This is a genomic window from Pseudarthrobacter sp. LT1, assembly GCF_035621795.1.
In the GTDB taxonomy this organism is placed as follows: domain Bacteria; phylum Actinomycetota; class Actinomycetes; order Actinomycetales; family Micrococcaceae; genus Arthrobacter.
Map to the genome: position 1 here is coordinate 1505892 of NZ_CP141830.1, position 24123 is coordinate 1530014.

The 24123-nt window shown below is 68.6% G+C and carries 17 protein-coding genes; 15 read left to right on the forward strand and 2 right to left on the reverse strand.

Translation table 11 applies throughout. The features are described from left to right. The first annotated feature begins 29 nt into the window (after positions 1 to 29). The 11 genes from VIK36_RS07085 (at position 30) to VIK36_RS07135 (ending at position 16413) form a co-directional block, all read left to right on the forward strand. Positions 30 to 1367: an RDD family protein gene (locus VIK36_RS07085; protein WP_324645242.1), complete on the forward strand. Its 1338-nt coding sequence runs from the start codon at positions 30 to 32 to the stop codon at positions 1365 to 1367. Next, positions 1364 to 2290 (forward strand): PP2C family protein-serine/threonine phosphatase, encoded by a 927-nt coding sequence (locus tag VIK36_RS07090; protein WP_324644619.1) that lies wholly within the window; start codon positions 1364 to 1366, stop codon positions 2288 to 2290. Before VIK36_RS07085 ends, VIK36_RS07090 begins: the two co-directional genes overlap by 4 nt. Beyond that, positions 2287 to 4443 carry an FHA domain-containing protein gene (locus VIK36_RS07095; protein WP_324644620.1) on the forward strand — a complete coding sequence of 719 codons (2157 nt, stop codon included), beginning with the start codon at positions 2287 to 2289 and terminating at the stop codon, positions 4441 to 4443. The genes VIK36_RS07090 and VIK36_RS07095 overlap by 4 nt, the downstream gene beginning before the upstream one ends. Beyond that, entirely contained in the window at positions 4440 to 6206 is a 1767-nt protein-coding gene (locus tag VIK36_RS07100; RefSeq protein ID WP_324644621.1) for a serine/threonine-protein kinase, read from the forward strand. The genes VIK36_RS07095 and VIK36_RS07100 overlap by 4 nt, the downstream gene beginning before the upstream one ends. Positions 6207 to 6251: 45 nt before the next feature. Further along, positions 6252 to 6956 (forward strand): hypothetical protein, encoded by a 705-nt coding sequence (locus VIK36_RS07105; protein ID WP_224025519.1) that lies wholly within the window; start codon positions 6252 to 6254, stop codon positions 6954 to 6956. Then, positions 6953 to 11398, forward strand: a complete 4446-nt coding sequence (locus VIK36_RS07110; protein ID WP_324644622.1) for an FtsK/SpoIIIE domain-containing protein — start codon at positions 6953 to 6955, stop codon at positions 11396 to 11398. The genes VIK36_RS07105 and VIK36_RS07110 overlap by 4 nt, the downstream gene beginning before the upstream one ends. Before the next feature lie 121 nt (positions 11399 to 11519). Then, the gene (locus tag VIK36_RS07115; RefSeq protein ID WP_324644623.1) at positions 11520 to 12143 is read left to right on the forward strand and encodes a hypothetical protein; all 624 of its coding nucleotides are present in this window, start codon (positions 11520 to 11522) and stop codon (positions 12141 to 12143) included. Between the two features lie 132 nt (positions 12144 to 12275). After that, complete coding sequence (gene ligA / locus VIK36_RS07120; protein ID WP_324645243.1) at positions 12276 to 14564, forward strand: NAD-dependent DNA ligase LigA; 2289 nt, start codon at positions 12276 to 12278, stop codon at positions 14562 to 14564. After that, positions 14561 to 15370, forward strand: a complete 810-nt coding sequence (locus tag VIK36_RS07125) for an inositol monophosphatase family protein (protein WP_255174951.1) — start codon at positions 14561 to 14563, stop codon at positions 15368 to 15370. Before ligA ends, VIK36_RS07125 begins: the two co-directional genes overlap by 4 nt. A 111-nt stretch (positions 15371 to 15481) precedes the next feature. Then, on the forward strand, positions 15482 to 15985 hold the full coding sequence (locus VIK36_RS07130; RefSeq protein WP_324644624.1) for a GNAT family N-acetyltransferase: 504 nt from the start codon (positions 15482 to 15484) through the stop codon (positions 15983 to 15985). A gap of 47 nt (positions 15986 to 16032) precedes the next feature. After that, a complete protein-coding gene (locus VIK36_RS07135; RefSeq protein WP_324644625.1) occupies positions 16033 to 16413 on the forward strand; it encodes a RidA family protein in 381 nt (126 codons plus the stop codon). 11 nt (positions 16414 to 16424) lie between these two features. On the opposite strand, the gene VIK36_RS07140 is transcribed toward VIK36_RS07135, so the two are convergent. After that, positions 16425 to 17087 carry a response regulator gene (locus VIK36_RS07140; RefSeq protein ID WP_324644626.1) on the reverse strand — a complete coding sequence of 221 codons (663 nt, stop codon included), beginning with the start codon at positions 17085 to 17087 and terminating at the stop codon, positions 16425 to 16427. Then, positions 17080 to 18834, reverse strand: coding sequence for a sensor histidine kinase (locus tag VIK36_RS07145; protein ID WP_324644627.1), 1755 nt, complete (start codon positions 18832 to 18834; stop codon positions 17080 to 17082). The genes VIK36_RS07140 and VIK36_RS07145 overlap by 8 nt, the downstream gene beginning before the upstream one ends. Before the next feature lie 190 nt (positions 18835 to 19024). Between VIK36_RS07145 and VIK36_RS07150 the strand changes: the two genes are divergently transcribed. The 4 genes from VIK36_RS07150 to gatB all read left to right on the forward strand — a co-directional run bounded on the left by VIK36_RS07150 (position 19025) and on the right by gatB (position 24012). Next, positions 19025 to 20494, forward strand: a complete 1470-nt coding sequence (locus VIK36_RS07150) for a CitMHS family transporter (RefSeq protein WP_324644628.1) — start codon at positions 19025 to 19027, stop codon at positions 20492 to 20494. 145 nt (positions 20495 to 20639) lie between these two features. Beyond that, positions 20640 to 20936: an Asp-tRNA(Asn)/Glu-tRNA(Gln) amidotransferase subunit GatC gene (gene gatC / locus VIK36_RS07155; protein ID WP_043455998.1), complete on the forward strand. Its 297-nt coding sequence runs from the start codon at positions 20640 to 20642 to the stop codon at positions 20934 to 20936. A 2-nt stretch (positions 20937 to 20938) separates the two neighbouring features. Further along, positions 20939 to 22504 (forward strand): Asp-tRNA(Asn)/Glu-tRNA(Gln) amidotransferase subunit GatA, encoded by a 1566-nt coding sequence (gatA, locus tag VIK36_RS07160; protein WP_324644629.1) that lies wholly within the window; start codon positions 20939 to 20941, stop codon positions 22502 to 22504. Continuing rightward, entirely contained in the window at positions 22504 to 24012 is a 1509-nt protein-coding gene (gatB, locus tag VIK36_RS07165) for an Asp-tRNA(Asn)/Glu-tRNA(Gln) amidotransferase subunit GatB (protein WP_255174957.1), read from the forward strand. Before gatA ends, gatB begins: the two co-directional genes overlap by 1 nt. The last annotated feature ends 111 nt before the right edge of the window (positions 24013 to 24123 follow it).

The window sequence follows — 24123 nt, forward strand, 5'->3', positions numbered from 1 at the left end:
TGGAAGCCGCTCCAGGGGGAGGAACGGGAATGGCAGTGAACCTTCAGCTTGTTCCGGCTGCGGCGGGCAAGCGGCTTGGCGCTGCCGTCATCGACTGGCTGCCGGGCGTGGCAGTGCTGGTGGTGACGTTCGCCATCGGATTTGCCGGGATCACCCGCACCAGGAGCGGCGGGTTCATCGTGTACGACACCTCTTCCCTGGTGCTGTTCGGCGGAATCGGCCTGGGCCTCACCCTGGCCTACCTGTTCGTGGTGCTCGGTCTGGAAGCCCGCAGCGGCAAAACGCCCGGCAACCTGGCCATGGGCATCCGCAGCGCGGACCAGGACGGCTACGCACCCGGCGCGGGCGCTGTCTTCCTGCGCGGCCTCATCACCGGGGCAGGCATCCTCCTGGCCCTGCTGGCGGCAGTGCTGGTAGTGGTCTTCAAATGGTTTGACGCCGCCCTGTTCATCCTCGGCCCGCTGCTCCTGGTGGGTGCTGCCTGGGCCGTGCTGGTGGTGGTTTCCAACCGTTGGGACAAGAACGGCGGCCTCCGGGGCTGGAATGACACCGCGGCCAAGACCCTGGTGTTCGACGTCAAGGCAGGCAGGGACCCCATCACCACCGGCGGCATCCAGGGGCCTTACAGCTTCGCGCCCCTGGACCTCCCGCCCGTGCAGCAGGTGCTGTCCCCGGTGGCCGGGGTCAAAGCACCGCAATCCCCGGCATCCCAAACCAATGGCTCCCAGCCGCCTGCTCCGGCACTGCAAACTCCACCACCCGCTGTCCCGGCCCCGTACAACCCAGCCCCTTACAACCCGACGCCGGCGGTTCCGGGGCCGCAGGTCAACGGACCCCAGGCGTCCGCACCCCAAGCACCTGCGCCGTCGGCCACTATGCCGTCCCAGACCGTGCCTTACACCTCGCCGGCGTCCTTCGCGCCGCCCGCAGCCGGTTCCCAGGGCGTCCCCCCGGGGCACCGGGTGCCTTCGCAGCACGTGGACGACGACGTCGAACGCACCCAGGTGCGTCCCGGCGCCGGCGGCCCCGCCCAGGTGGCAGTCCTCCGCATCCGCCTGGACGATGGCCGGGACTTCCAGCTGGACCGCAGCGTCCTGGTGGGGCGCAACCCGGTGGGGCAAACGGGCGAACAGCACGCCCAGCTGCTGGCCGTGGACGACCCCGGGCGATCCATCTCCAAGACGCACCTGCACCTGCTCACTGACGGTGCGGGCATCTGGGTGACGGACCGGCAGTCAACCAACGGAAGCGCCGTCACCACCCCGGACGGCCTGCGCACCCCCCTGGTGCCGGGCGTCCCCACGTTTGTTACCCCGGGATCCAGCGTGCACTTTGGAGACCGTACCTTTTACCTAGGACAGGCATGAACCAGCACCCCGCCAGTGTTTCCTCCACCATCCAGCCGGGGCCGGGCCTCAGCCTTACCTACGGCTACGGGACGGACAGGGGACTCCGCCGGGAGCTGAACGAGGATTCCTACATCGCCGCCGACCCCGTCTTCGCCGTGGCTGACGGCATGGGCGGACACGAGGCCGGCGAAATCGCCAGCGGCCTGTGCGTGCGCGCCCTGGCAGAAATGCCCCAGGTCACCACGGGGGAGCGGAACATTACCGCGTCCCTCCTCCAGGAGTACCTGGTCCGTGCCGACGCCTCCATCCGCGAAGCCACAGGCGCCCGCGCCGGCACCACCCTGGCGGGCGCCGTGGTGGTGGAGCAAATGGGCGTGCCGTACTGGCTGGTCCTGAACATTGGCGATTCCCGCACCTACCGGCTCAGCCAGGGCCGGTTCGAGCAGATCAGCGTGGACCATTCCGAGGTCCAGGAACTCGTGGACGCCGGCGAGATCACCGCGCAGGAAGCCACCGTCCATCCCCGCCGGCACGTGGTCACCCGGGCCCTTGGCACAGGGGACGAGACGGAGGCGGACTACTGGCTCCTCCCCGTGGAGGAAGGCGACCGGGTGCTGGTCTGTTCGGACGGCCTCACCGGGGAATTGCCGGACGAGGAGATCCTCCGGATCCTCAGCACCGTGGCTGAGCCGCAGGACGCAGTGGACGCCCTGATCCAGGCTGCCCTGCGCAGCGGCGGCCGGGACAACGTGACGGCCATCGTGGTGGACGCCAGGAACGTAGCGAACGACGACGGCACTGGCACCACGGCACCCCGCCACACCCCGGCGGACGGGGATGAAGTGACGCTGCCGCGGCCGGCTGCGACCGAAGCCGTCACGCAGCCCCTGCCGGCGCCTGTCGAAGCCAGCACCGACCAGGACGGAGAGCCGGGACGATGACCGGCGCCAGCTACATTCCCGGCACCTGGCTGGGCATCGTCCGGTCCGGGACCGCAGTCCTCCTGGGCCCGGAGACACCCGCCGGACTCGCAGGGGCAATCTGGGAGCTCCTGGCTTCGCAGCCCGAGCCGCACGAGGTCCTGGCAGCCGTCACCAGCAGTTCCGGTGGCTCCCTGACCCGCATCCCGTCCTTCGGCATCCTGGACTTCAACGGGTCCTTGCGGGTCTTCCTGCGCGGTGACCTCGACCTCACCGTGGAGCAGCCCGGCGGGCCGGTGGAGCTCGACGGCCGCGACGTGACCACCTGGAATGAGCGCAGGTTCGTCGTGCCCGGGACATGCCGGCTGGGTGTCGCCGGCGGTGCGACGGCGGGGCAGGCCGCGGGGCGCCCCGGCCAGCCGCTCAACGAACTGCCGCTGGGTGAACAGCCGCTGCATGAACTGCCGCTGGGGGAGGGTGTGGTGCTGCTCCAGACGCTGACCCTGTGCGCGCCGGCCGGCGGCCCTGCCGCCGTCGGTGGTCCTGCCGCAGTGGACCGGGAAGAATCCCCGGTGACACCGGCCAGCGTTGATGGCCCGTTCGCCGTCAGTTCTTCCGGCGAGGTGGACGGCCCAGCCGGCTTCGGTCCGCCGTTGGCCCCCGAACCTGCCCCTGGAACGGCGGCGGATGACGGGGAAGCGGCCGACGAGTCCCAGGGCCGGCCTGACGCTTTCACTCCAGCTGAATCTGGCGTGGACGTACGCGAATCTGCGGACTTGCCGGATCCGGTACCCGCCGCGCACCACCTCGACCCGGAAGCCACTATTGCCCCCGGCGCGATCATGGACGCCGATGGAGAGCTTTTTGAGGAAACCGGTGCCGGGGATTCGCCCGGCGACGGGGCGCCAGGCATTGAATCGTGGGGCGCTGAGTCACCAGGCACAGAGTCCCCAGCCACCGCAGGACCCGGCTCCGCCGCAGCAGGCGCGGAGCCAACCACCGCGGCAGCAAGCCACGGTGATGCAGGTCCCGCCGTGGAGCTGACCACGTCCTACGACCACCTGTGGGACCGGACCGTGATGCGAAACATCGAAGACGCAGCCGTGCGGGAGGACCCCGACGCCGACTCCGGACATGTAGTGCCGCAGCAACAGCCGGCGCTGCCCGCAGCTGAACCACTCCCTGCCCTGGGCACGGGGGAGGATGCGGCGCCGGGCAGCTCGTCGGCCGAATCCGGAGCAGGCCTTGCCGGAGCAGCAGATTCCGGCCCATCAGATGCCCGTTCAGACGCTCCCGCTGGACCCGGTGCCGGCTCGAACGGCGCGGCTGCCACTCCGTCCCGTCCCGCTTCCTCCGGAGTCCTCATCGATTCCGTCCCCTGGCGCACCGCAGGGACGGCACCCGCAGCGACGGAACCCGGCATCGGCAGCGACGCTCCCGCCCGGGAGCCCGCCCCCTTCCAAGGACCTCCGGCTGCCTATGAGCCCGGTCCGGCTGCATTTGGGCCGGCCCCGGTCCATGAGCTGCCTGCCGATGGGCAGCCAGTCCATACCCCGCCGCCCCACAACCCACAGGTCCACCAGCCGGATCCAGGCCAGGAACCCGGCGGCTTCGATCCCGACCATGATGGTCAGACGGTCATGAAGAGCAGCGTCGCCGGGTCGGCAGCCGGCCCTGCCGCGGACGCACCTGCCGCCCGGCAGGATGCGGGCGGCGGCCCGCTGGTACTCGCCCGCGTCTGCGCACAGGGCCACGCCAATCCGCCCACCCGCGCCCAGTGCAGTGTCTGCGGGGCCGCCCTGTTGCCCGATGCGGTGCAGGTAGCGCGTCCCAGGCTGGGACGGATGCGGCTGTCCACCGGAGACCTGCTGGACCTCGACCAGTCCATGGTGATCGGCCGCCAGCCGTCGGTGTCCCGGGTCCAGGGCGGAGTGATGCCGCGCCTGGTGCAGGTGGCAAGCCCGGGCGGTGACATCTCGCGGTCCCACGTGGAGGTGCGGCTTGAGGGCTGGCACGTGATGCTCTGCGACCTCAAGGCGACCAACGGCACCGTCCTGGTGCGCGAAGGCCAACCGCCGCGCCGCCTCGCCCAGAACGAGATGGCCATCCTGCTCGATGGCGATATCGCTGAACTGGGCGACAACATCTCATTGCGTTTTGAGGAGATTCCTTGAGTTCCAAACGGCCTGTTGCGCCGCCGCCCCGCATTCCGGGGTTCACCTATATCAGCCTGCTCGGCTCGGGCGGCTTTTCCGACGTCTACCTCTACGAACAGGACAGGCCGCGCCGGAAGGTCGCCGTCAAGGTGCTGCTCTCGGACCTGAAGACCGAGGGCGCCCGGCGCCGCTTCGAGTCCGAGGCCAACCTCATGGCCCAGCTGTCCTCGCACCCGTACATCGTCACCATTTTCGAAGCGGAAGTAACGGACGACGGGCATTCCTACCTGGCCATGGAGTACTGCTCCCGGCCCAGCCTGGACGTGCGGTACCGGCGGCAGCGCTTCAGCGTTGATGAAGTCCTGGCCGTCGGCATCCAGGTGGCCTCCGCCGTCGAAACCGCGCACCGTGCCGGAATCGCCCACCGCGACATCAAGCCCGCCAACATCCTGGTGACGGACTACAACCGTCCCGCGCTGACCGACTTCGGGATCTCCGGCACCCTTGCCGGGGACTCTGACGACGACTCGGGCATGTCCATTCCCTGGTCGCCGCCGGAGCAGTTCCGCGACGGCAGTGTTGACGGCGTCATGGTGGACGTGTGGGCCCTCGGCGCCACTCTGTACACCCTGCTGGCCGGCCGCTCGCCCTTCGTCCTGCCCGGGGCGGACAACTCGCAGCGAGAACTGATCAACCGGATCAGCAACTCGCCGCTGCCCCGGCTGGGCCGTCCGGATGTGCCGGAATCGCTGGAACTGGCCCTGGCCACAGCCATGGCCAAGTCGCCGCGGTCACGGTATTCCTCCGCGCACGCCTTCGCGCTGGCCCTCCAGCGGATCCAGGCTGAGCTCAACCTCTCCGTGACGCCCTTCGAAGTCCTCGAGGAACCCCAGCAGGAGGAGGGCCACCCGGACGACGGCACGGAGGAAACCCGCGTCCGGAGCATCGCCGCGATCGACCCGGAGCGGACCGGCAGCGCCCCCACCTTCCCGGCCCGCACCCGCCCCGGCTCAGCCGGCGACGGGACCGACGCCACGGCACGGCGGGGTGGCGCCGTCCCGCCGTCGTCCTTCACCCCCGCCGGCCCAACCCCATGGCGGCCGGCCCCGGCCGTGCCCTCCATCCCGGCGGCCCCCGCCGGAGCGTCTGGCCCCGGAGGAGGTGCGGCCGACGGCGGCGGCCAGGGGGAGTGGGCACAGTCCACCGTCCTGCGCGGCAGCACAGGCGCGGCGAACTATGGTGCCCCGGTAAGGGACGACGCCGGGCCGGACACCTACACCGCCGACGCCACCGTGCACCGGCCCGTGAACGTGGACCAGCCGCAGGCGGCGCCGGCGGCAGACCATGGCAAGCGCAACCTCTGGCTCGCGCTGGCCGGCGGAACCCTCCTGGCCCTGGCGGCGGTGGTGGGCATCGTGGTGGCCAACACTGCAACCGGGACGCCCAAAGCAGTGGAAACCCAGCAGGTCAGCAAGCCGCCGGCCGACGCCGTGGACAGCGGCACTGTCCCCAGTGTCGAAGGCCTCGCGGCATCACGAAAGCCCGAAGATCCAAACACCATCATCTTCTCCTGGACCAACCCGCAGCCCAGGGAGGGCGACTCCTACAAGTACCGCACCAAATCGGCCAAGGCGGACGGGCCCTACGAAACCACGAAAGTACCGAAGACCTTTGTTTCCGGGTTCGGCCCCACTCCCATTTGCCTGGAAGTGATCCTGGTGCGGGCCGACGGCAGCGCCTCGCCGGAAGGCCAGGACTCCATCGCCTGCCTGCAGGACTAGCCAGCTGATGACGCAAACACATTGCCCACTGAGGAGGCACAGATCATGGGGGATCTAGCAATAGATTTCTGTGGCGAATGGTACGAGCCATCGGATGAGGACATCTTCAATATCGGCCGCGAAGGCGACCTTGAAGTGGACGACAACCCGTACCTGCACCGGCAGTTCCTGCAGGTGGCCCGCTACGACGGCATTTGGTGGCTCAGCAACGTGGGCAGCATGCTGTCCGCCACCGTGGCTGACGCGTCCGGCGGCATGCAGGCATGGCTGTCGCCCGGCGCCCGGATTCCGCTGGTGTTCAGCCACACCAACGTCATCTTCACGGCCGGGCCCACCACCTACGAGTTCGCCGTGCACCTCAAGACGCCATCCTTCCGGCAGGAAGCCCGGGAAGGTGCCAGCAGCGGCGACACCACCATCGGCCCCGTGGTCTTCACCGACGCCCAGAAGGCGCTGATCGTGGCCCTCGCCGAGCCGGTGCTCCGGCGCGAAGGCACCGGGTTCAGCACCATCCCGTCCTCCGCGGCCGCCGCCAAAACCCTGGGCTGGGCGCTGACCCGTTTCAACCGCAAACTCGACAACGTCTGCGACAAGCTGGACCGCGTGGGCGTGGTGGGACTGCGCGGAGGCGGCGGGAAACTGGCCACCAACCGCCGCGCCCGCCTGGTGGAGCACGCCGTCACCACCCACCTGGTGACACCCGATGACCTGTACCTGCTCGAAAAGATGAGGGGCGTGGACGAAGGATGAGGATCCGGCTGACACTCCGCCGCGAACCCGCCGACGCCAAGGACCTGGCCGTCACGGTGGACGGCCTGGCCACCGTGGCCGACATCGCCACCGTGCTTTGGGCGGCCGACCCTGACCGGAAGGGCACCCCTGCCCCGGACAACCTGTCCCTGCGCATCGACGAGGCCTTCGTGGGTGCCGGGATCAGCGGCAACGTCCTGGCCCGCGAAGACAACCTGCTCGAATCGGGCCTGCGCCCCGGCTCCGTGGTGTCGCTGGCCCGGGTCAGCGGGCAGTTCCACGAACCAGGAGCCAGCCGTGGGCCCGCTGCGGCCACGCTGCGCGTGTTGTCCGGGCCCGACGTCGGCCGCGAATTTTCGCTGCCCATCGGCACCAGCTACATCGGCCGGGACCGGGACGTGGACATCCGCCTGACGGATCCGCTCACGTCCAAGCGGCATGCCCGGATCACGGTGGGCGAAAGCCTCGAGATCGTGGACACCAACTCCGCCAACGGCCTCCTGATGGACGGGCTGCCGGTCACGCGCGCCACCCTGAACTCGTCCGACACGGTGACCCTGGGGGACACCACCGTCACCGTGGTGCCGCTGGGACACAACCACGCGGCAGCGCCGACGTCGCCCCTTGTGGACTTCAACCGCTCCCCGCGCGTGGTGCCCCGCTTCGAAGTACCCAAGCGCGTCCTTCCTGCCGGGCCCAAGCGGCCCGAGGACCAGCCGTTCCCGTACATCATGCTGGTGGCGCCCCTGATGATGGGCGCGGTCATCTTCGCGGTCACGCAGAACGTGCTGTCCATGGTGTTCATGCTGATGATGCCCCTGTTCATCGTGGGCCACTACGTGGACACCCGGATGCGGACGCGCAAGCAGCAGAAGGAACAGCTCAAGCAGTTCCGGGCGTCCATGGCCGCCTTCCGGCAGGACCTCACCGAACTGCAGCAGGTGGAACGGGCGGTCCGGCTCCAGGAAGCGCCGTCCGTCAGCGACACTGTGGATGCCATCTACAAGCTCGGGCCACTGCTGTGGACGCACCGGCCCGAGCACTCCTCGTTCCTTGGCCTGCGCTTTGGACTGGGGACCGCGCCGTCGCGCATCCCGCTGGAGGAACCCTCCAACAACGACACCGAGGTCCAGTACGCCCGCGAAATCCAGGACTGCATCAAGCAGTTCAGCGGGATCGAAGGCGTCCCCGTCGTCTCCCAGCTGCGCACTTCCGGCGCCCTGGGCATCGCCGGTGCCCGCGGCCTGGTGGACGACGTTGCCCGCGGCATGGTGCTGCAGCTCGTGGGCCTGCATTCCCCGGCCGAGGTGGTCGTGACCGCCATCACGTCCGCCCAGTCCCGCGAACGCTGGAACTGGCTGCAGTGGCTGCCGCACGTGGGCTCGGGGCACAGCCCGCTGGGCGGGGACCACCTGGCCGCCGGCTCGGCCGGCGGCTCCTCACTGCTGGCCCGGCTTGAGGACCTGGTGGATGCCCGGGAAGCGGCGGCCAAACGGACCGCCCCGGACCTGCGACCCGGCATCGACCCCGTCAAGCATGAACTCGAAGAGCCTGTCCTTCCGTCGGTGCTGGTCATCGTGGAAGACGACGCTCCCGTGGACCGCGGCCGGCTCACCCGGCTGGCGGAACGCGGGCCCGACTCCGGCGTCCACGTCCTGTGGGTGGCCACCGACATCCAGGCCCTCCCGGCCGCTTGCCGCGACTTCATGGTGGTGGATGGCGACCACGGCACCACCACCGGGCAGGTGCGCGTGGGCCGCCACACGTATCCCGTCAGCTGCGAGAGCGTGGACGCGGAGCTCGCCGCCCAGCTCGCCCGGATGCTGGCCCCCGTGGTTGACGTGGGCAAGCCCGTCAACGACGACTCCGACCTGCCGCGCGCAGTGTCCTATGCGACCCTGATCGGCAAGGACTTCCTGGACAACCCCCAGGCCGTGGCCGAGCGCTGGACGGAAAACAACTCCGTGCACGCCACCGCGGTGGCGAACCGCAAGGACAACGGCACGCTCCGGGCCCTGGTGGGGTCCAAGGGCATCGAGCCGCTGTACCTGGACCTGAAGAACGAGGGGCCGCACGCCCTGGTGGGCGGCACCACCGGCGCCGGCAAGTCCGAGTTCCTGCAGTCCTGGGTCATGGGCATGGCCGCGGCGTACAGCCCGGACCGCGTCAGCTTCCTGTTCGTGGATTACAAGGGCGGCGCCGCATTCGCGGACTGCATCAACCTGCCGCACACCGTGGGCCTTGTTACCGACCTTTCCCCGCACCTGGTGCGCCGCGCCCTGACGTCCCTGCGTGCGGAGCTGCATTACCGTGAGCAGCTGCTGAACCGGAAGAAGGCCAAGGACCTGCTGGCCCTGCAGCGCGAGGCAGACCCGGAAGCCCCGCCCTACCTGATCATCATCGTGGACGAGTTCGCCGCCCTGGCCAACGATGTTCCCGAGTTCGTCGACGGGGTGGTGGACGTGGCCGCCCGTGGCCGCTCCCTGGGCCTGCACCTGATCCTGGCCACCCAGCGGCCCGCCGGCGTCATCAAGGACAACCTCCGCGCCAACACCAACCTCCGGGTTGCGTTGCGCATGGCCGATGAGGACGACGCCACGGACATCCTGGGCGTCCCGGACGCCGCCTACTTCGACCCCGCCATTCCGGGCCGCGGCGCCGCCAAGACCGGGCCCGGCCGCATCCAGGGATTCCAGACCGGGTACGCCGGCGGCTGGACCACCGACAAACCACAACGGCCCCAGATCGACATCGTGGAAATGGCCTTCGGCTCCGGTCCCAGCTGGGAAGCTCCCGCCCCTGACAAGCCCGTTGCCCAGGAACCGGCCGGCCCCAACGACATCGCCCGGATGACCTCCACCATCGTGCACGCCGCGGACACCCTGGCCATCCAGCCGCCGCGCAAGCCATGGCTGGATGAACTGGCCAAGACCTACGACTTCTCCAAGCTGCCCAACCCCCGCACCGACGAACAGCTGCTCCTGGGCGTGGCCGACGATCCCGTGCACCAGGACCAGCCCACCGTGTTCTACGAACCGGACCGGGACGGCAACATGGCCATCTACGGAACGGGCGGTTCCGGCAAGTCCGCAGCCCTGCGCGGCATTGCCATTGCCGCCGCGGTCACCCCGCGCGGTGGCCCGGTCCACGTGTACGGCATCGATTGCGGTTCCTCCGGGCTGCGGATGCTGGAGGAGCTTCCGCACGTGGGCGAGATCATCAACGGCGACGACGTGGAACGGGTTGGGCGGCTCCTGCGCCTCCTGCGGGACATCGCCGAGCTGCGCTCCGCACAGTTCGCAGAGGTGCGGGCGTCCACCATCGTGGAGTACCGGAAGCTGGCCAACCGGCCGGACGAGAAGCGGATCTTCGTGCTGGTGGACGGCATGTCCGCGTTCCGGGAGGCATATGAGCACAGCAAGCTTTCCGGACTCTGGGACATCTTCCTGCAACTGGCCACCGACGGCCGCACCCTGGGCATCCACCTGGTGGTGACAGGGGACCGGCCCAACGCCGTCCCCGCGTCGCTGCTCGCCTCCATTCAGCGCCGGCTGGTGCTGCGGCTCTCCAATGAAGACGACTACATCTCGATGGACGTCCCCAGGGATGTCCTTACTGCCACGTCGCCCCCGGGACGCGGGCTGCTGGACGGACTTGAAGTGCAGCTCGCCGTCCTGGGCGGCAACTCCAACCTGGCCCTGCAGGCCCGGGAAGTCCATAAGCTCAGCGAAGCCATGCTGCGCCAGGGCCTCGACACCGCGCCGGGCATCGAACGGCTGCCCGAACAGGTGGACCTGGATGTCCTCCCCGCCGGCAGCCCGGACCTGCCGGTGATCGGTGTAGACGACGAGTCCCTGCAGCCGGCGGAGGTCATGGCGCGCGGCCCGCTGCTGCTGGCAGGCCCGCCGGGTGCCGGACGGACCGTGGCACTGGTGACCCTGGCCTACGCACTGCGCCGGTCCAACCCCGCCGTGGAGCTGATCTACCTCGGGTCGCGCCGGTCCGCCGTCGCCTCCCTCCCCATCTGGAACCGCTCGGTCGTGGGACCGGACGACCTCGCCGAGGTGGTGGAGGACCTGGTGGAGCACTCCACCGGGAATCCGGGAGCGGTGGCCTTCTTCATCGAGGGCCTGACGGAATTCACCGACACCATCGCCGAATCCGGCATGGCGCAGCTGGTGACCGCGTCGCTGAAGGCGGACCAGTGGGTGGTGGGCGAGTCCGAGTCCTCCACCTGGTCCAGCGCCTGGCAGCTTGCCCAGCCGTTCAAATCCGGGCGCCGGGGCCTGCTCCTCAACCCGGGGGACATCGAAGGCGACAGCCTGCTCAACACCTCACTGGGCCGGGTGAGCCCGGACTTCATCCCGGGCCGCGGGTACGTGGTGGGACGCGGCAAAGCGCGGAAAATCCAGGTGGCGCTTCCACCGGAAAACCGGGACTGAGCAGGCCCGAAAAGGGCGGGGCCGCTGCTGCGGCGGATTTGCGGCCCCGCCCGGCGCTGTAGAAGACTACCGAGGACACCAGAAAGCCGTGGTGGGGGGCTGCGCGCATCGAAAGGTAGCAATGACCCCGTCGACCCCGGTCCGCCACGCTGTTTCGACGACGGCTTCCGCGGCTGTCCTGGCCCTGGCCTTTGGCTTCTTCCCAACAGGCCCGGCACTTGCTGCCACAGCCGAGCCCACGCCCGCCCCGGTGTCGGACACCCAGGCGCCAGCCGACTGCGGACTGATCTGCATGCCCATCCTTGCCAGCAGCCCCGACTCCGGCCAGACCGGGCGCCCCCGCAAATCCAAGGATCCGGTGCCGCCGCCAGCCCAGCCGGCACCCCCGGCGGAGCCGGCTGCACCGACTGTCCAGCCCCAGCCGGCGCAGGGTGACGTCCCGCCCCCTGACCCGGTTCAGTTGCCGGCAACGGTGGCGCCGGTCCCCGACGATTCCGCCCCCGAAACCCCATCAGCGACTGCCGGTTACCGGCCGCCCACCGGCCCCTCCAGTGGACAGGACTGGAACAGTCCCGTTACCCGGAGCGCCGCCCCCACCAAGTTGGCCGCCGTTGCTCCCGCCGGTGGCGGGGGCCCGGACGGGCCGGCACTCGGGCCTATCGCCATCGGAACACTGCTGGTGGGCGCCTCCGCCGGAGCTTTCGCCTGGTGGAACCGCAACCGCAACCGGCTCCGGTCGCACTGAGCCTGGGTGCCTGCCGCGCCGCCCTGCCCAGTGGCTGTCGGAGGCGTAAGGCAAGATAGGTCTGTGAGCACAGGACCAGGACCCGCAGAACAGACCGCCACCCGGACCACGGCACCGCACGAGCCCGAAGCGATCCCCACCGAAGCCATCCGCGAGGAATACGACAACCTCGCGGACCTGGTCCGGAAGTACCGGTTCGCGTACTACCAGGAGGACGCGCCACTGGTATCGGACGCCGAGTTCGATGCCCTCTTCCGCCGCCTGGAGGAGATCGAGGCGCTGCACCCGGAACTGGTGGCCAACGATTCACCCACCCAGGAAGTGGGCGGCGAGGTGTCCGCCGCGTTTGCGCCGGTGGAACACCTGCAGCGGATGTACAGCCTCGAGGACGTCTTCTCCCTGGAGGAGCTCGAGGCATGGCTTAACCGGGCCGAGGCCGGCATCGAAAAGATCGGGGACGGCGGCGCAAAAGCTGCGTGGCTGACCGAACTGAAAATCGATGGCCTGGCTGTCAACCTCCTGTACCGCGACGGCAAGCTGGTGCGGGCTGCCACCCGCGGCGACGGCACCACGGGCGAGGACATTACCCACAACCTGCTCACCATCAAGGAAATCCCGCAGGAACTGCGCGGCAGCGGTTTCCCCGCCGAAATGGAAGTGCGCGGCGAGGTCTTCATCCCATCCAAGGCCTTCGCCGAGTTCAATGAGGCCCTGATTGAAGCCGGCAAGGCGCCGCTGGCCAATCCCCGCAACGCCGCGGCCGGGTCGCTGCGGCAGAAGGATCCGGCGGAGACGGCCAAGCGGCCCCTGAAAATGTTTGTCCACGGCATCGGCGCCCGGGAGGGCCTGGCCGCGGGCAGCCAGTCGGAGACCTACGGCCTGTTGAAGGAGTGGGGCCTGCCGGTGAGCCCGTACTTCGAGGTGCTGGAAGCCCGGGACGACGTCCTCGGGTTCATCAAGCGGTACGGGGACCAGCGCCACAAGCTGCTTCACGAAATCGACGGCATCGTCATCAAAGTCGATGATTTCGCTACCCAGCGGGCCCTGGGCAACACCACCCGTGTTCCCCGCTGGGCCGTTGCGTACAAGTACCCGCCGGAGGAAGTGCACACCAAACTGCTGGATATCCAGGTCAACGTGGGCCGCACGGGCCGCGTCACGCCCTACGGCGTCATGGAGCCGGTCAAGGTTGCGGGATCCACCGTGGAAATGGCCACCCTGCACAACCAGGACGTGGTCAAGGCCAAGGGCGTCAAGATCGGCGACATCGTCATCCTGCGGAAGGCGGGGGACGTCATCCCCGAAATCGTGGGCCCGGTCCTGTCCCTCCGGGACCAGCAGGACTCGCCGGTGCGCGACTTCGTGATGCCCACCGAGTGCCCTTCCTGCGGTACCCCGCTGGCACCTGCGAAGGAGGGGGACGTGGATGTCCGCTGCCCCAACGCGAGGTCCTGCCCGTCCCAGCTCCGGGAGCGGGTGTTCCACGTGGCCGGTCGAGGTGCCTTCGATATCGAGGCCCTGGGCTGGGAGGCGGCCATTGCACTGACCCAGCCTGCCGAACCGGACACCCCTCCGCTGACCTCCGAAGCCCGCTTGTTCGACCTCACCCCCGAGGACCTGGCCGGTGTCCGCATCCGGCGCGAAAAGAAGAGCAAAGGCGTCCCCACCGGCGAATACGAGCTGGTGCCGTACTTCTTCAGCAAGGGCACCGCCAAGTCGCCGTCCAAGGCCACCGCCACCACCCAAAAACTGTTCAAGGAACTTGAGAAGGCCAAGACCCAGCCGCTGTGGCGCGTCCTGGTGGCCCTGTCCATCCGCCACGTCGGGCCCCGCGCATCCCGGGCCCTGGCGCAGGCGTTCGGCAGCATGGACCGCATCCGCGCCGCGTCCGAGGAGGAACTTGCCCACGTGGACGGCGTCGGGCCCACTATCGCCGCCGCGCTGAAGGAATGGTTCGCCGAGGACTGGCACGTCGAGATCATCGACCGCTGGGCCGCTGCGGGGGTACGCATGGAGGACGAACGTGACGAGTCCATGCCGCGCACCCTTGAGGGACTGACCGTGGTGGTCACGGGCTCACTGCCCAACTTCAGCCGTGACGAGGCCAAGGAAGCCATCCTGCTCCGCGGCGGCAAGGCGGCCGGCTCCGTTTCCAAGAACACCAGTTACGTGGTGGCCGGCGAAAGCGCCGGCAGCAAGCTGGACAAGGCAGAGCAGCTGGGCATCCGCGTCCTGGACGAGGACGGGTTCCGGCAACTGCTCGACGGCGGCCCGGCAGCCGTGGGGGATGCCCCGGCCACCGAACCGGCCCAGGACGGCGCAGAGGAAGCGACCGTACCGGCCAGTGCCGGGGAGAACACCGCCGGGGAGAGCGCCGCCGGGGAGAGCGCCGTGCAGGACACCGTGGAGGAGAACGCATGACGTCCGCAACGGAACTGCTGGAGGTAGCCAAACAGGCCGCGGCGGCAGGCGCAAAAGTCCTGTCCGGCCGTGACGGCAACGCCCTGGACGCGAGCAACAAGGGAGCGGCCGGGGACTGGGTCACAGCCTTTGACCTGGCCGCGGAAAACGCCGTACGCCGCGTCATCACCGCTGCCCGCCCGGGCGACAGCATCACCGGCGAGGAACAGGGAACCACCCGGCCCGCCGACCCCACCGGTTACCGCTGGTCCATCGACCCCCTGGACGGCACCACCAACTTCATCCGCAACATCGTCTACTACGCCACCTCCGTGGCTGTTGCCGATGCCGACGGCGCTTGGCTGGCCGGCGTCGTCAATGCCCCTGCCCTGGGACGGGTGTACTACGCTGCCCGCGGCCAGGGTGCGTGGCTGGAGGAACGCGGCACTGTCACCAGGCTGGACGGACCGGTTCCGGGCCGGGCCGGGCAGATCCTGGCCACCGGGTTCAGCTACGAGCCCGATATCCGCGCCCAGCAGGCCGCTGCCTTCGGTACTTTGATGGACGGCTTTGCCGATGTCCGCCGGCTTGGTTCCGCTGCCCTGGACCTGTGCATGGTGGCGGACGGAACCCACGATGCCTACGGCGAGCGGGGGCTGAACGAGCATGACTTTTCAGCCGGCGCCCTGATCGCGGAGGAGGCCGGCTGCTGGGTGCGCAGGCCGCGCCTCACGAGCCCCCTCGACGGCGGCCCCACCGATGGTGAGCGCCTGGACGCCTGGACCTGTGCCGCCAGCCTGGAGCTGTCCGGAAAGTTTCCGCTCTGAGCGGGCAGGGGAGGCCATCATCGACAGAGCGGGGCCACCCGTTCTGATAGTTCTGTCACGGAAAGTGCCTTCCTGCCGCACGCCGGGCCGGCCCGCCACTAGCATTGACGGGTGCAGCCGCAGATAACCATCCGTCCCGCCGTCGAGGCCGACTTCGCCGCCATTGCCCGCATCACCGGAGATTCGTATCTTTCGGCAGGCTACTTCGACGATGCAGCGCACCCCTACATGGCCAAGATCATGGATGTGGCATCCCGCGCGGAGCAGGCCACCATCTGGGTGGCGGAGCGGGACGGCGCTGTGGTCGGTTCGGTCACCCTGGCGCTGGCTGGGGAGCCGTACGCGGATATCGCCATGCAGGATGAGCTGGAATTCCGGATGCTGGTGGTGGACCCTGCCGTCCAGCGCAGCGGCGCCGGCAAAGCCATGGTCGAGGCCATCATCGGCCATGCCAGGACGCTTCCCGGCATCCGTGCGGTGGCCCTCACCACCGGCCAAACCTGGGAAAGCGCCCACGGGCTGTACCGCAAGACCGGCTTCCAGCGGGTACCTGAACGGGACTGGCTGGTCCCCGGAACCGACATAAAACTGTTGGTTTACCGGCGCGACCTGTAGCAGCCCTACAGTGGTGGCGACCCATTCCAGCTTTGAAAGGCCCACCCATGCGCAAAACCTTCGGCAGCGGATCCGTCTGGGAACAGACCCTCGGCTATTCCCGCGCCGTCCAGGTGGACAACACCCTCTACATCTCTGCCACTGCGGCCAGCGGTGACGACGGAATCGTGGGGGATGACTTCTACACCCAGACCCAGTACATCCTGCAGAAACTCGGCAAGGTCCTGGCCGACGCCGGCTTCGGCTACGGGGACGTGGTGCAGTCCAAGCTTTACCTGACGGACATCAGCAAATGGGAAGACGCCGGCCGGGCCCACGGCGAAGTGTTCGGCGAGATCCGCCCCACCCTCTCCCTGGTCCACGTGCTCCCGTTCCTGGACCCGAAGATGCTCGTCGAGATCGAACTGGTCGCGCAGAAGAGCGAGTAGTTTTTCCGGCCCTACCGTGCCGGCAGGCCGTAGCGGTGCTCGGGCCTGCCGGTGGTGCCGTAGCGGAGCTGGATGTCCACCGCACCGTCGTCCGCCAGCGAGGACAGGTACCGCTGGGCGGTGGCGCGGGAAACGCCAACCCGGGCGGCCACCTCGGCGGCAGAATACTGCTCGCCGGGGGCCAGTGATTCCAGCACCGCGGCCTCCGTGGCGGAGCGGGGTTTCGACGACGGCGTGACGTCGCCCGGAATCAGCGCACGTTTGGCGCGCTCCACGGCGTCCTGGTCCAGTGCCCCCGGCTGGCCCAGGAGGCGCCGGTACCGGGCATAGGAACGCAGCTGCTGGGACAATGACTCCGCCGTGAAGGGCTTGAGCAGGTATCCCAGCGCGCCGCGGCGGAACGCCACCCGGACCGACGCGGGATCGGATGCGGCGCTGAGGATGATCGTGTCCACATCCAGCTGCTGCAGCAGGTCCAGGCCGGAGGCGTCCGGAAGGTACACGTCCAGCAGCACCAGGTCCGGCCGCAGGCTGTGGATGGCCTGCAGTGCCAGCGAGGCCGTACCGACGGGCGCCAGCGCCAGGAACCCCGCCACCGAATCCACGTAGGTGGCATGCAGCTTGGCCACGTGGAAGTCGTCGTCCACGATCAGGACCCGAAAATCGTCAGCCATTCTTATCCTTTCCGGCTTCCCCCGTGGTCTTTGCGGCAGCGCTTCCTGCCGTCGTGTGCGGAAGGGTGGCCATGAACACAGCACCCGGCCCGCCCCTGGCCCCGCGGTCCAGCACCTTCACGTCGCCGCCCCGGCGCCGGGCCAGCTGGCGGGCCAGCGCCAGTCCGAAGCCCTGACCGCCGCCGGCGCGGACCGGGCCGGAAGCGGTGGTGAAACCTTCGGCAAACACGGCCTCCGTGTCTGTGCCTTCTGCCAGCCCGTCACCGGAGTCCGCCACCACGACGTGCAGCGTGCCGCCGTCGTCGCCTGGCTCATCCAGCACCTCCAGCTCAACCCAGCGGTCCGCGGACGAGCCGGCCACGGCGGCGTTGACGGCGTTGTCGAGCAGGTTGCCCAGCACCGTGGTCACGTCCTGGGCATCGGTCACCTGCCCGCGGACCAGGGTCTCCGGCCCGATGCGCAGCGAGACGCCCCGTTCGTCGGCCTCCACGCCCTTGGCGCCGACGAAGGCCTGCAGGTACGGGTCCTGCAGCAGCTCGGCCTGGTCCACCGGGAACTTCAGCGGGCCGGTGGCGGCGAGGCCGGCAAGGTAGTCGCGCGCTTCCTGGTGCTGGCCGATGCCCAGGAAACCGGCAAGGGTGTGCAGTTGGTTGGCGAACTCGTGCCGCTGGGCGCGCAGCGCGGTGGACATGGTGCCCACGGCGTCGAGTTGCCGCGTCAGCTCCTGCAGTTCCGTGCGGTCGCGCAGCATGACCACCCAGCCCAGGTCCTCCCGGCGGTGCAGCGCCTTGCGCGCATTCACCACCAGCACCCGGCCGCCGGCCACCAGTTCGAGGGCGTCCTGGTTTGATCCGCCGGCAACCACCGCAGGACCGGCAACCCCGGCGCCGGGGCGCGTGAGGGACTTCAGCTGTTCCGGGACGGGCGCGTCCTCCCAGCTGGACCCGGAAAGGTCCGGCAAACCCAGCAGCCGCTGCGCGGCGGCGTTGAAGACGCTGACCCGGCCGTCGGCACTGACGCCGATCACGCCGTCGTCCACGCCCTGCAGCACCGCGACCTGGTCGTGCACCAGCGTGCTGATTTCCTCCGGCTCCAGGCCCAGGGTGAGGCGCTGCAGGCGGCGGCGCAGCAGGAAGGAGCCCAGGACCCCGGCCAGGAGGGCGCCCGCGGCGGTCAATGCCACGGGGCCGATGTCGCGCGCCACGCTCTGGGCCACGGTTTCCATGGAGTAACCCACGCTCACCTCTCCCACCACCGTGCTGGTGCCGGGTGCGTACACCGGAACCTTTGCGCCGGCCGACGGGCCAAGCGTTCCGGTGTTCCGGGTGGTGATCTCCTGCCCGGACAATGCTTCCGACGGGTCGGTGCTCACCTTTTCTCCCAGCCGCTGCGGATCCGGGTGGGCGAGCCTGATGCCCGTTTCGTCGGTAATCACCACGAACAAGGCACCGGTCCGGGTCCGCGCTGCCTCCGCGGAAGCCTGCAGCGGCCCGCCCAGGAGTTCGGCCGGCGGGGGAGTGCCGGGTTGGTCGCTGATGGCCAGCACATCGGCGCGGACCTTAGGGTCGGACGCAACAGTCCGGGCCAGCGTCAGTGCCTGGTTCTCCGCATCGCTGCCCACCCGGTCGTAGGTCAGCCAGGCGTGGACGGCGGTGCTCAGCAGCACCACCAGCAGCACCACGGCCAGCTGGAGCAGCAGCGTCTGGGTGGAAAACCGCAGCGGCCGCCGGGGCATGGAACGCTGCATTCATCCTCCTTGACGGGTGGTGGCGGCCCATGGTTTCAGCGCAAAAGCGCGGTGAGCACAATGAGCAAAATGCTCCCAATAAGCAGTATGCCAATCAATTGAGCCAAAGGCACTGCCGTGACGTCCGCCACCCTACAGTCTGTAGCACGCGTCACACCGCTGTGCCGCTGTTCACAAGAAGGAGCCGGCTGTGCTGGTAATACTTGGATTCGCCATGATCGCGGTATTCATGGTGCTGATCATGACGAAGAAGTTGACGCCAGTGCTGGCGTTGATCATTGTCCCTACTGTTTTTGGCCTGTTCGCCGGTGCCGGCCTGAGCATCGGCGACATGGTGATGGACTCCATGAAGTCCATGACCTCCACCGCGGCCCTGCTGATGTTCGCCATCATCTACTTCGGCCTGATGATCGACGTCGGGCTCTTTGACCCGCTGGTGAAGTTCATCCTCCGCAAGCTGGGCAACGACCCCGCCAAGGTTGTCCTGGGCACCGCGATCCTGGCCGCCGCCGTGTCCCTGGACGGCGACGGGTCCACCACCTTCATCCTCACCACCGCCGCGATGCTGCCGGTCTACCTGCGCCTGAAGATGAGCCCCGTTGTCCTTACCTGCGTGGCCGGCCTGGCCAACGGCACCATGAACATCCTGCCGTGGGGCGGCCCGACGGCCCGCGCTGCCACCGCCCTGAAGATCGACGTCAACGACGTCTTCGTCCCCATGATCCCGTCCCTCGTGGCCGGCCTGGTGGTCGTCTTCGCCTTCTCCTGGCTGCTGGGCCTGCAGGAACGCAACCGCCTCCGCGCCACCGCCCCCGAGATCTGGGGCGTGCCGGACACTGCGGAAGAGTTCGACGGCGGCACCTCCGCAGGTGCCTCCGGAACCCCCGCTTCCGGCACCGGCCGCGGCCGCAAGGGCGGCAACCCCGGCGGAGCAGCCCCCGCCGGTGGTTCGGTTGCAGTCCTGGACCGCACTGAAACCCTGGTGGACGAGCACGACTCCGCCATGGCGGATACCGCGCTCGATCCCAACCGCAGCACCCTGCGCCCCAAGCTGTTCTGGTTCAACCTGGCCCTGACCGTCGCCGTCATGGTGGTGCTCGTCGCCAACGTCATCCCGCTGCCGTTCGTGTTCATGGTGGGCGCCGCGATCGCCCTGCTGGTCAACTTCCCCAAGGTCAAGGACCAGGGCGCCCAGCTGATTGCGCACGCACCGTCAATCGTGGCCGTGGTCAGCATGGTCATGGCGGCCGCCGTCCTCACCGGCGTCCTCAAGGGCACCGGCATGGTGGAAGCAATGTCGGCGTGGCTGGTCCAGATCATCCCCACCTCCATGGGCCCGTTCATGGCCGTCATCACCGGTGTGCTCAGCATCCCCATGACGTTCTTCATGAGCAATGACGCGTTCTACTTCGGCGTCCTGCCCGTCCTCAGCGAGACCGCGGCCCACTACGGTGTCGGCGCCGCTGACATGGCCCGGGCCTCCATCACCGGCCAGCCCTTCCACCTGCAGAGCCCGCTGGTTCCGGCCATCCTGCTGCTGGTCTCGCTGGCCAAGGTGGACCTGGGCGACCACCACAAAAAGGTCCTGTGGCGCACCGCCGTCATCTCCCTGGTAATGCTCGGAGTCGGCATGCTTACCGGAGCCATTGGAATCGGCTAGTCTGTAGCTGCCCGTGATCCTGTCCCCGAGGCAGGCCGGGTGTCGAAGGTGCCCGTCTGACGCCCGCTGGGGGATGTCAGACGGGCATCTGCGTTTCCGCACTAGACTGGATCGGAAAACAATCCGAACTTTGCAGGGGAGATCCATGGCTGCGATCAACCGTGACGACGTCGCGCATCTCGCGCGGCTCGCTCACATCGAGATGAGTGCCGAAGAGCTGGACAGGATGGCCGGCGAGCTCGCCGTCATCGTGGATTCGGTCAAGTCCGTCAGCGAGGCCGCGGGGGACGACGTCCCGGCCACCTCGCACCCCATTCCGCTCACCAACGTTTTCCGTGAGGACGTTGTGGGACACACGTTCACGGCGGAACAGGCACTCTCCGGCGCACCGGACTCCGATGACAACCGTTTCAAGGTCCCGGCCATCCTGGATGAGGCATAACCATGACTGAAAAGAACACCACCGCCGGCACCCTGATCCGGCTGTCCGCCGCGCAGCTCGCGGAGAAACTCCGCGCCGGCGAGGTCACCGCCGTCGAAATCACCCAGGCCCACCTGGACCGCATCGCCGGCGTCGACGGGCAGGTCAACGCCTTCCTGCACGTCAATGCCGAAGAAGCACTCGCCGTCGCCGCAGAGGTGGACGCCATCCGCGCCGCCGGCGGAGCGGAAGCCGAAGCACTGCACTACCTCGCCGGCGTTCCCATCGCCGTCAAGGACCTGATCGTCACCGTCGGCCAGCCCACCACCGCCGGTTCGAAGATCCTCGAAGGCTGGCACAGCCCGTACGACGCCACCGTGGTGGAGCGCCTGCGTGCCGCAAAGATGCCCATCCTGGGTAAGACAAACCTGGACGAGTTCGCCATGGGCTCCTCCACCGAGCACTCAGCCTATGGTCCCACCCGCAACCCCTGGGACCTGGACCGGATCCCCGGCGGCTCGGGTGGTGGCTCCGCTGCCGCCGTCGCCGCTTTCGAGGCGCCCCTGGCTCTGGGTACGGACACCGGCGGCTCCATCCGCCAGCCCGGCGCCGTCACCGGAACCGTTGGTGTGAAGCCCACCTACGGCAGCGTCTCCCGCTACGGCGCCATCGCCATGGCATCCTCCCTGGACCAGATCGGCCCAGTCACCCGCACCGTCCTGGACTCCGCCCTCCTGCACCAGGTCATCGGCGGCCACGATCCCCGCGACTCCACCTCCCTGCCCGAACCCCTGGCGGACCTCGTTGCCGCTGCGAAGACCGGCAACGTCGAGGGCCTGCGGATCGGCATCATCAAGGAGCTGCACGGCGAGGGCTACCAGGCCGGCGTCGAAAACCGCTTCAACGATGCGCTGGAGCTGCTCAAGGAAGCCGGCGCGGAGATCGTGGAGGTCTCCTGCCCCAACTTCCAGTACGCCCTGGGCGCCTACTACCTGATCATGCCGTCCGAGGCCTCTTCCAACCTGGCCAAGTTCGACGGCGTCCGGTACGGCCTGCGCGTCCTCCCCGAAGAGGGCCCCATGACCATCGAACGCGTGATGGGTGCCACCCGCGCCGCCGGCTTCGGCGACGAAGTCAAGCGCCGCATCATCCTGGGCACCTACGCCCTGTCCGCCGGGTACTACGACGCCTACTACGGCTCCGCCCAGAAGGTCCGCACCTTGGTGCAGCGGGACTTCGAGGCCGCTTTCGCGCAGGCTGACGTCCTGATCTCGCCCACCGCCCCCACCACGGCGTTCCCGCTTGGCGAAAAACTGGACGATCCGCTGGCCATGTACCTCAACGACGTCGCCACCATCCCCGCCAACCTTGCCGGCGTCCCCGGCCTGTCCCTGCCCGGCGGCCTGGCCGACGAGGACGGGCTGCCTGTCGGTATCCAGCTGCTGGCCCCGGCCCGCGAGGACGCCCGCTTGTACCGGGTGGGTGCAGTCCTTGAATCGCTGCTCGAAGCCAAGTGGGGCGGCCCGCTGCTGGCCCAGGCGCCTGACCTTGCCGTTGCCGGAACCCTCGAAACCCAGGAGGCAAAATAATGAGCACTGATGACATCCTGAGCTTCGACGAGGCCATGGAGAAGTACGATCCCGTCCTGGGGTTCGAGGTCCACGTGGAGCTGAACACCAAGACCAAGATGTTCTCCTCCGCCCCCAACGTCTTCGGCGACGAGCCCAACACCAACGTCAACGAGGTGGACCTGGGCATGCCCGGCGTCCTGCCCGTGGTGAACAAGACGGCCATCGAGTCCTCCATCAAGATCGGACTGGCGCTGAACTGCAAGATTGCCGAATCCTGCCGCTTCGCCCGGAAGCAGTACTTCTACCCGGACACCCCCAAGAACTTTCAGACGTCCCAGTACGACGAGCCCATCGCCTACGACGGCTACCTGGACGTTGAGCTTGAGGACGGCACCGTGTTCCGCGTGGAGATCGAGCGCGCGCACATGGAGGAGGACGCCGGGAAGCTGACCCACATGGGCGGCGCAACCGGCCGGATCCAGGGCGCCGATTTCTCGCTGGTGGACTACAACCGTGCCGGTGTTCCGCTGGTGGAAATCGTCACCAAGCCCATCGAGGGAGCCGGGTCCCGCGCACCGGAACTGGCCAAGGCCTACGTCGCGGCCGTCCGGGAGATCGTGAAGAACCTGGGTGTGTCCGATGCGAAGATGGAACGCGGCAACGTCCGCTGCGATGCGAACGTGTCGCTCCGCCCGCACGGCCGTGAGCGGTTCGGCATCCGTTCCGAGACCAAGAACGTGAACTCGCTGCGCGCCGTGGAGCACGCCGTCCGTTACGAGATCCAGCGCCACGCTGCTGTCCTGGACTCGGGTGAGCCGGTGATCCAGGAGACCCGCCACTGGCACGAGGACACCCGCACCACAACGTCCGGCCGCGCCAAGTCCGACGCCGACGACTACCGCTATTTCCCGGAACCGGACCTGGTTCCCGTGGTGGCCTCCCGCGAATGGGTGGAGGAACTGCGCGCCACCCTGCCCGAGCCGCCGGCCGAGCGCCGCAAGCGCCTCAAGGCTGACTGGGGCTACTCAGACCTCGAATTCCGCGACGTGGTCAACGCCGGCGTCCTGGACGAGATCGAGGAAACCATCGCCGCCGGCGCCACGGCTTCCGTGGCCCGCAAATGGTGGATGGGTGAGATCGTGGGCCGCGCCAAGGCAGCCGACGTGGACCCCGGCCAGCTGGGCGTTGAGGCTGCCACGGTGGTGGAGCTGAGCCGCATGGTTGAGGCGGGCAAGATCAACAACAAGATGGCCTCGCAGGTACTGGACGCCGTGCTCGCCGGTGAGGGCACCCCGGAGGAGATCGTGGAGAAGCGCGGCCTCGCCGTCGTATCCGACGACGGGCCCCTCCTGGAAGCCATCGACGCAGCACTGGCCGCGCAGCCCGACGTCGCGGACAAGATCCGTGGTGGCAAGGTACAGGCCATCGGTGCGATCGTGGGCGGGGTCATGAAGGCCACCCGTGGACAGGCCGACGCCGGCCGCGTGAAGGAACTGATCCTGGAGAAGCTGGGCGTCACCGTCTAAGGCTCCTCCTGCTGTTTTCTCCCGGCCGGGCCGGGGCTGGCATCAATGTGGAACCTCACATTGATGCCAACCCCGGCCCGGTTTCGCCTTAACTACCTGTTGGGTACTCAG